At 53.7% G+C, this 6,528-nt stretch carries 9 protein-coding genes; 6 read left to right on the top strand and 3 right to left on the bottom strand.

Going from position 1 to position 6,528, the window contains the following annotated elements:
- From ACIQ0G_RS09440 to hemE, 3 genes are all read right to left on the bottom strand, one after another.
- Positions 1-240: Rho termination factor N-terminal domain-containing protein (locus ACIQ0G_RS09440; RefSeq protein ID WP_397577689.1), on the bottom strand; the 240-nt coding region annotated here is incomplete at its 3' end.
- Between the two features lie 214 nt (positions 241-454).
- The gene (locus ACIQ0G_RS09435; protein WP_333570267.1) at positions 455-898 is read right to left on the bottom strand and encodes a CopD family protein; all 444 of its coding nucleotides are present in this window, start codon (positions 896-898) and stop codon (positions 455-457) included.
- A gap of 18 nt (positions 899-916) precedes the next feature.
- A complete protein-coding gene (gene hemE, locus ACIQ0G_RS09430) occupies positions 917-1,948 on the bottom strand; it encodes a uroporphyrinogen decarboxylase (protein WP_333790650.1) in 1,032 nt (343 codons plus the stop codon).
- A 302-nt stretch (positions 1,949-2,250) separates the two neighbouring features.
- Here hemE and ACIQ0G_RS09425 point away from each other — a divergent pair, with 302 nt between their 5' ends.
- Genes ACIQ0G_RS09425 through hpf form a run of 6 tightly spaced genes read left to right on the top strand, consistent with a single transcriptional unit; the run spans position 2,251 to position 6,409 of the window.
- Complete coding sequence (locus tag ACIQ0G_RS09425; RefSeq protein WP_324479796.1) at positions 2,251-3,084, top strand: pyruvate, water dikinase regulatory protein; 834 nt, start codon at positions 2,251-2,253, stop codon at positions 3,082-3,084.
- The gene (locus ACIQ0G_RS09420; RefSeq protein WP_397577688.1) at positions 3,081-3,677 is read left to right on the top strand and encodes a Maf family protein; all 597 of its coding nucleotides are present in this window, start codon (positions 3,081-3,083) and stop codon (positions 3,675-3,677) included. Before ACIQ0G_RS09425 ends, ACIQ0G_RS09420 begins: the two co-directional genes overlap by 4 nt.
- A complete protein-coding gene (gene aroE, locus ACIQ0G_RS09415) occupies positions 3,674-4,483 on the top strand; it encodes a shikimate dehydrogenase (RefSeq protein ID WP_397577687.1) in 810 nt (269 codons plus the stop codon). Before ACIQ0G_RS09420 ends, aroE begins: the two co-directional genes overlap by 4 nt.
- Positions 4,480-5,079, top strand: coding sequence for a dephospho-CoA kinase (coaE, locus tag ACIQ0G_RS09410; protein ID WP_397577686.1), 600 nt, complete (start codon positions 4,480-4,482; stop codon positions 5,077-5,079). The genes aroE and coaE overlap by 4 nt, the downstream gene beginning before the upstream one ends.
- 31 nt (positions 5,080-5,110) lie before the next feature.
- Positions 5,111-5,818: a DNA polymerase III subunit epsilon gene (gene dnaQ / locus ACIQ0G_RS09405; RefSeq protein ID WP_397577685.1), complete on the top strand. Its 708-nt coding sequence runs from the start codon at positions 5,111-5,113 to the stop codon at positions 5,816-5,818.
- Positions 5,819-5,833: 15 nt separating this feature from the next.
- Positions 5,834-6,409 (top strand): ribosome hibernation-promoting factor, HPF/YfiA family, encoded by a 576-nt coding sequence (gene hpf / locus ACIQ0G_RS09400; RefSeq protein WP_395629105.1) that lies wholly within the window; start codon positions 5,834-5,836, stop codon positions 6,407-6,409.
- Positions 6,410-6,528 lie beyond the last annotated feature (119 nt).

Below are 6,528 nucleotides of genomic sequence, written 5' to 3'. Positions count from 1 at the left end.
GTAAATATCGTCTGGCCCTGCAAGATAGTTCGCTTCTGGCGAGCGCAAGAAACCAAAGCTGTCGGGCAGAACCTCAATCGTACCAAGACCCATGATCTGCTCGCCATCTTCGGCCAGCTCTTTCAGGATCGCAAACATGAGATCCTGTTTGCGCAAGGTCGACGCGCCCTCGACACCAAGCTCTTCAGCCATCGATACGAGGTCAGCGGGGTTTTTGCTTTTCAGCTCTTTCAAATGCATAGGTAATTCCGTTGAATGGACCATTGGCCCCGATTGCAGGTGGACAATTGTCCGATTGAGAGCCGGTTTTTAAAAAGACAACCGACAAGATGTTGAAAGTTGGTGGCGCGGTTGTTGTTGAGATCGCGCCTCACGCCCAGGACGGGCTTGGACGGACAAATAGGCTGCGATGCTTTCGCCGTCAACTGTTCTGCAAAAACGCGTGGCGCAATCGTCAGAACGGCTTGGCTACGACCAATATAACGATGATGGCAGCCGCAATGCCGGGCACTTCGTTCAACAAGCGCAACTGCTTGCCCGTTAGCTTGCGTTCACCGCGTACGAGCTTTTTAGCATAACCAACAATCCAGCCATGATATCCGGACAGGCCTAGCACGAAGAGCAATTTGGCATGGAACCAGCCTTCTGCCATCGCACCGATATTCCAAGCCAGAAACAGTCCGACAACCCACACAATGATGATCGATGGATTGAGGATGATTTTGATAAGTTTGGACTCACGGTCCACCCATTTGGCAGCCTCTTCAGACGCTTGCGCACTTTCCTGATGATAGACGAAAAAGCGCGGAAGCATAAACAGCCCCGCCATCCAGAAAATCACGAAAATGATATGGGCAGACTTTAACCAGATATACAGCACAGATAGCGTTTCCGTCATGAAAACGGCCTTTATGGGTTAACCCTTGCGGACCAGTTTAAGAAGCATTTCGACATTTTCAATCGGCGTATCCGGCAAAATACCATGGCCGAGATTGAAGATATGGGGGCGGTCGGCAAATGCCGATAGAATATTGTCCGCAGCCTCTTTCAAGACCTGACCACCCGCAATCAGCGCGAGTGGATCAAGGTTGCCCTGCACCGGAAGACCTTTTGGCAGCTCTCGGTTGGCCCAATGCGGATCAACCGTTTCATCCAATCCCAATGCATCAACGCCCGTGCCCTCGGCATAAGCGGCAAGCTTACCGCCCGCGCCTTTGGGGAAACCAATGATGACAGCATTCGGATTGCGGGCTTTCAAACGGCGCACGATTTCGGCATTTGGCGCGATGACCCATTTTTGGAACTGTGCTGGCGATAAAGAGCCTGCCCAGCTGTCAAACAACTGAACTGCATCAACGCCGGCATCAATTTGATTGGCCAGATAATCGACCGTTGCCGAAATAATCGCTTCGATAAGATCAGCAAAACGCTCCGGCTCTGCATGGGCCATTCTGCGGGCCTCTGCTTGGTCTTTGCTACCTTGACCATGCACCATGTACGTAGCGACCGTCCACGGGCTTCCAGCGAAGCCGAGGAAGGTTGTTTCTGCTGGCAGTGCCGCCGATACTTTACGCACGGTATCGATGACAGGATCGAGCCGTTCAGGCGCTGGCACAAATTCTTCAAGTCGTGATTCCGCCAAGCGCGGCGCAAGCCTTGGGCCTTCGCCTGTTTCAAACCACAGATCCTGACCCATGGCGTGCGGAATGACGAGAATGTCGGAGAATAATATCGCGCCATCAAAACCAAAACGCTTGATTGGTTGCAGCGTTATTTCGGTCGCAGCATCGCTGTCATAAGCAAGCGCCAGAAACCCGCCCTTTTCAGCGCGAAGGGCCCGATATTCTGGAAGATAACGGCCTGCCTGTCGCATGAGCCAAATAGGCGGTACTTCCTCTTGGTTGCCCTTAAGGACGTTAAGCAGTTTTTTCGAGGCTTGCGCTGACATAAGCGGCCGAGATCCAATCAAAATATATATTTATATAAAGGATGATGAAAGATGATGTGCTGTTGATATCGTAGGCCTTAAAAGCTTTTGCGGATATTGCCAACATCTTGACGTCCACGGGCAAACGCAATCCAACGGAGTCGCACATTCCATCCCCATTATTCACAGGCTGTGGATAGCGAATTGCCCCTGTGGACAGGCTGTGCCCGAATCGAGAGGTTATTCGGCGATAGTGGGGAAGATAGGGTGGGTGAAAACTTGTCCCTTGATTTATCCCCAGCCTACCAACAAGACTGTGAGTCATGAGCCAACGTTTTCATCTTCATCTGCTTTCGGACTCCACAGGCGAGACGCTTGAAAACATTGCGAAGGCCGCATTGGCGCAGTTTGATGGTGCCGAAAATGTCGTAAAGCATTTTTGGCCGATGGTCCGTTCGGAAAGCCATCTCGACCGCATTTTACGCGACGTCGCGACCAACCCCGGCCTTGTCCTATTCACATTGGTCAATCGTGATACGCGGCGCAAGCTGGAAACACGGTGCCGTGCGATGGGTTTGCCAGCGGTTGCCGCGCTTGATGCGGTGAGTGACGCTATGTCGAATATGCTTGGGCAAGAGGCAAAGGCCCGCCCGGGCCGACAGCACGCGATGGACGCGGCCTATTTTGCCCGCGTCGATGCTATCCAGTTCACCATTGCCCATGACGACGGCATCAATGCGCAAAATTGGGAAGAGGCGGATATCGTCCTTGCCGGTGTCTCGCGGACATCCAAAACGCCAACGAGCATTTATTTGGCCAACCGCGGATATAAGACCGCCAATATTCCCATCGTCCCCGAAGCGCCGCCGCCACCGATATTGTTTCAGTTGAAACACCCGATGGTGATTGGCCTTGTCACCAGCGCCGAACGGCTGGTTCAGGTGCGGCGCAATCGATTGCTTTCGTTGAATCAGTCGCCCGACACCGATTATGTCGATGAGGAAAAGGTGAAGGCAGAAGTCGCGCATGCGCGGCGTATGTTTGCTGATAATGGCTGGCCGGTGCTGGATGTGACGCGGCGTTCGATTGAGGAAAGCGCCGCTGCGATCATCAATCTCTTCAATGAACGCGAACTGGCCGAGGCCGCAAAAACATGACCCTCATCCTCGCGTCACAAAGCGCCGGGCGGATCGCGATGTTGCGCGCTGCGGGTGTTGATGTTGAACCGTGCCCAGCGCTGGTTGATGAAGACAGCATCAAAACGGCGCTCACGCAATCGGGCGCTAAACCACGCGATATTGCCGACGCACTTGCCGAAGCCAAGGCGCTGAAAATATCGCGCAAACAACCGACTGCGATGGTGCTTGGTTGTGACCAAATATTGCTGAGTGCCGACGGAAAAATCTTTGATAAGCCCGAAGATAAAGACGAAGCACGCGCACATCTGGTGGCATTGTCGGGCGCGTCGCACAGGCTGATAAGTGCAGCGGTCATATGCGAACAAGGCAAGCCTGTCTGCCGGATTGTCGACAGCGCGCAGATGACGATGCGTGCGCTCAGCGCCACATTCATCGACCAATATGTCGATGCATATTGGGATGAAATACGGCATTGCGTTGGCTGCTATCGTATTGAAGCCGAAGGCGCACAGCTGTTTGCCAGCGTAAGCGGTAGCCAATTCACGATAATTGGTATGCCCTTGCTTCCCATTCTTGACTATCTGCGGGTGAGAGGTCTTTTGCCAACATGACTATGTATGCCGAAGTTATCGGGCACCCGATTTCACACTCTAAATCACCGCTGATCCACGGCCATTGGCTGCGGCTTTTGGGCATATCAGGGGAATATCGTGCCCATGACGTGTTGCCCGAAAATCTGGAGCAATATTTTGCGACCCGCGCCGCTGATGCCAATTGGCGCGGATGCAACATCACCATACCCCACAAGATTGCGGCGCTGGATTTTGTGAATGACCCGGGGGACGTCAGTGCGTCTATCGGTGCCATCAACACCGTGTTTCGCAATGAATCCGGCGCTTTGGTTGCGACCAACACCGACGCAGGTGGTTTTTATGGTCCAATCGCAGATGTGCCGATTGTGGGTGAAACCGCCATTGTCATTGGTGCCGGCGGGGCTGCACGTGCGGTGCTTTTCGCTTTGGCGCAGGCGGACGTTGGCGAAGTGGTTCTCGTGGCGCGCAATGCGTTGAAGGCTGCGGGTTTGCTGGCCCATTTTGGCCTGAAGGGCAAAGTGATTGGATTTGACGCGCGGCTGCCCGATGCTGCCTTGCTCGTGAACGCAAGCCCGCTGGGCATGGTTGGGCAAGAGACGCTCGACATCAACTTGTCTCCTTTGCCCGAACATGCGCTGGTCTATGATCTGGTATATGCGCCCATTGAAACGCCATTGCTAAAGGCTGCGCGCGCCCGTGATTTGGAAACGGTCGACGGGCTTGAAATGCTCGTGGGCCAGGCCGCCATCGCCTTTGAATTATTCTTCGGTGTTGCCCCACCAGAAGAAGGCGAAGATGAACTGCGCGCGTTGCTGTTGAAATGAATAAGCCACGCATCATAGGTCTCACAGGCTCCATCGGCATGGGGAAATCGGCGGTGGCGGCGATGTTCGCTGATGAAGGCGTTCCTGTTTTTGATGCCGATGCTGCTGTGCACGATATGCAAAGGGCAGGGGGCGCGCTTGTCGCAGAAATTGAGACGGCTTTTCCCGGAACAACCAGCGTGGATGGTGTGGACCGCAAGGCGTTGGGCGCTGCGGTTTTCGGCAATCGCGAACAGCTCGCAAAACTTGAATCACTTATTCACCCTGCAGTCGCCGAACGCCGCAAAGTGTTTCTCGCGGGCCACAAAGACGCCGATATGGTCGTGTTCGATATACCCTTATTATTTGAAAAGGGCGGACAAGCCGGCGTTGATGTGACGGTGGTGGTATCTGCGCCCGCATCCGATCAACTCGCCCGTGTACTGGCGCGTCCCGGCATGGTTCCCGAAAAATTCGAACAGATATTAAAGTTACAAATGCCGGATGCCGACAAGCGCGCGCGCGCCGATTATGTCATTGATACCGGCCAAGATATTGCAGCGACGCGCGAAGATGTGCGCGCACTTGTCAAAAAGCTGCGCGAGGGTCTTGCATAAGGCCGTAAAGAGGCTCACATCTCATCATAGAATGCGTGAAATTATATTCGATACCGAAACGACTGGATTTGACCCCGCAACCGGGGATCGTATGGTCGAAATCGGCTGCATTGAAATGATCGGCCGGGTCATGACCGGCAATCACTATCACGCATATTTCAATCCACTTCGCCCAATGCCGGCTGCCGCTGAGCAAGTGCACGGGCTTTCCGACCGCTTTTTGTCGGACAAGCCTGTTTTTGCGGACAAAGCGGACGAGCTGCTCGCGTTTCTGGGTGACAGCCCGTTGGTCGCGCATAATGCCAGTTTCGACTTCGGCTTTTTAAACCATGAACTGCAATATTGCGGACGCACCCCCGTTTCGATGGACCGCATGGTGGATACCGTCGCGCTGGCCCGCGTTAAAAACCCTGGCGCCAAGCTGTCGCTGGATGCGTTGTGTTCGCGTTACGGCATCGACCGCAGCCACCGTGTCAAACATGGCGCTTTGTTGGACGCGGAACTTCTTGCGCAATTATATATTGAACTCACCGGCGGCCGTCAGATTGGTCTTGGCCTCGCCGATAATGACATGTTGGATAAAGGCTTCGATCAAACCGACAATAGCAGCGTTCAGACAACGAAAATTTTCCGGCCCGCGCGTGCGCACAGTGCTTCGACAGAAGAATTGGCGCGACATGCGGATTTTGTGGCGAAGATTAAAGACGCGCTTTGGCTTCAGACGGGGTCATCGCTTTAACAAAGGAGACAGGCATTGGATATCAGGGTTTCAGGACATCAGGTCGACACCGGTGAAGCGCTCCAGACCCATGTGGAAACACGGCTTGGATCCATTGCTGAAAAATATTTCTCAAAAGCGTTATCTGCGCATGCGACATTTGGACGCGCGCCGCATGATGGCTTCACCAGCGACATTGTGATGCATGTGATGCAGGGCCTTGTCCTAAAGGGACGGGGTGAGGCGCAGGACGCGCATGTCGCCTTTGACCGCGCTGCCGAGCGTATTGAAAAGCAATTGCGTCGCTATATGCGCCGTCTGCAAGATCGCCATGTCCAGACGGCCTATGCGGTGGCGCAGGAAGAGGCGGCCTATACGGTCTTTGACGGCAGTGACGACGATCTAGAGACAGCGGTGCCCGATGCACCAGTAATCGTCGCCGAAATGCGGACTGATATCCCTGAATCCACAGTGTCGGATGCTGTTATGTTGATGGATTTGCGCAATACGCCTGCATTGTTATTCAAAAACACTGGAACTGGACGACATAATATGGTTTACCGCCGCGAAGACGGCACGATCGGTTGGGTTGAACCAAAATCCACGCCATAAATACCGGTCACATTCGTTTAGTTTTCTTTACCAATTCAAATATTTAGGGATTGTGCTGCTAGGTGAAGCAGGCGCATTTGAAAGAAATATGATAAGACTTTCTACAAGGCTCGTTGAAG

Origin of the sequence: Sphingorhabdus sp. (assembly GCF_044354325.1) — a bacterium.
Lineage (GTDB): Bacteria > Pseudomonadota > Alphaproteobacteria > Sphingomonadales > Sphingomonadaceae > Sphingorhabdus_B.
This window is presented reverse-complemented; position numbering and strand designations above follow the sequence as displayed.